The 1617-nt window shown below is 53.5% G+C and carries 1 protein-coding gene and 1 rRNA gene; both read left to right on the top strand.

The genetic code is table 11. The features are described 5' to 3' along the window. Positions 1–93, top strand: a 5S ribosomal RNA gene (rrf, locus tag EV586_RS20780); the annotation flags it as partial. Between the two features lie 370 nt (positions 94–463). Next, positions 464–1354, top strand: coding sequence for an AraC family transcriptional regulator (locus EV586_RS20775; protein ID WP_132946926.1), 891 nt, complete (start codon positions 464–466; stop codon positions 1352–1354). The last annotated feature ends 263 nt before the right edge of the window (positions 1355–1617 follow it).

The following is a 1617-nucleotide window of genomic DNA, read 5'->3' as shown; positions in this document are numbered from 1 at the left end:
ACACCTGTTCCCATCCCGAACACAGAAGTTAAGCTCCACAGAGCCGATGGTACTTGGACCGCAGGGTCCTGGGAGAGTAGGACGTCGCTAGGCAAAAGAGAAAGACCCGATCTCATAAGATCGGGTCTTTTTGTGTTAAGAAGAAGGCACTTCGACCAATTTGCCGTTTTCGTATTTGTATGTCTTCTTGACCTGATCCGGGCGTGGGTGCGGGGACATTCACTTTGCGGATCTCGTGGGAGACCTCAGCCGGCTTAAATCGTAAGGTGACCGGCTTGGCTGCTGCTCCCGAGCGCCAAACAGATCAGCGAGCCGAGCAGCAGGCAGCTCGTGCTTGTTTTGAAATTCATCGGTAACACCTCCTGATGTGACACCACGAGTATCCCCTGACTGGAGCCGCAAAAAACGTCAAGACGATTTCCAGTTCCTTCTTGTAAGATGAAGGTGTCAGGAGGTGGTTGACATGAACGGGATCGCTCGCGTGCAGCAGACGATCGAGTACATTGAAGATCATTTGACGTCCGAGCTTGAACTGGCGGAGTTGGCGGCGGTGGCCTGCTATTCGGCCTATCACTTTCACCGGCTGTTTCAGATGTTGACCGGCATGACAGTGATGAACTACATCCGCAACCGGCGTCTCGACCGGGCGGCGTGTGAACTGATTCGCACGAAAGACAATATCCTCGACATCGCACTTGAATACGGCTTCGGCAGCCATGAGACGTTCACGAGAGCGTTCAAACGCGTCTTTCAGACCACCCCCGGCGCGTATCGCAAGCAGGGGAAGCATGTGCCGATTTACCCGCGTGTGAACCTGCAGGAACTGCAAGCACATTCCAGAGGAGGAATCGAAATGACCCCGACCATTCTCAACAAACCGGAAATCAAAGTACTTGGCTACCTCGTTCGAACTTCCTTAAACGACAATCAGAGTCAGCAGGACATCCAAGCTTTCTGGCAGCGCTATCTCCAAGAAGGGCTCGGCCAGACCATTCCGAGCAAGCTGCATCCGGACACGGAGCTCGGCATCATCGTCGACAATGACTGCGAGACAGGTGACTTCAGCTACCTGATCGGCTATGAAGTGGCGGAGGAGCCGCAGCTGGCGGAAGGAAGTGAACTTACGTATCGCACAGTCCCGGCTGCAACCTACGCGGTGTTTACGACGCCTGCGGTGCCGGCGGAGCAGTTCTCGAAGTCGATTCAGGAGACCTGGGGCGCGATCTTCCGCGATTGGTTCCCGACATCAGGGTATGAGCATGCGGCGACGCCGGAGTTAGAGCTGTATGATTCCCGCAGTTCAAATCCGGAGGCGAAGCAGATGGACATCTGCATTCCGATTCAAAAATCATAAGCAAATGAGCCCGATCCGTGCGGATTGGGCTTGATTTGCGGAGGTTGAAGCGGATGAATGAACCGTTTGTCGATTTTTGTCGAAAAAAAGTGATTGTGCAGTGGGTTGGTCCATGATATTATAAGTCCTGTCCCCGCGAGAGATGCGGTGGACGAAATGAGAAACACTTGATGCAAGTCAATCTGGAGAGATACCAAAGTGGCCAAATGGGGCGGACTGTAAATCCGTTGCGAAAGCTTCGAAGGTTCGAATCCTTCTCTCTC

Source organism: Tumebacillus sp. BK434 (genome assembly GCF_004340785.1).
Lineage (GTDB): Bacteria > Bacillota > Bacilli > Tumebacillales > Tumebacillaceae > Tumebacillus_A.
This window is presented reverse-complemented; position numbering and strand designations above follow the sequence as displayed.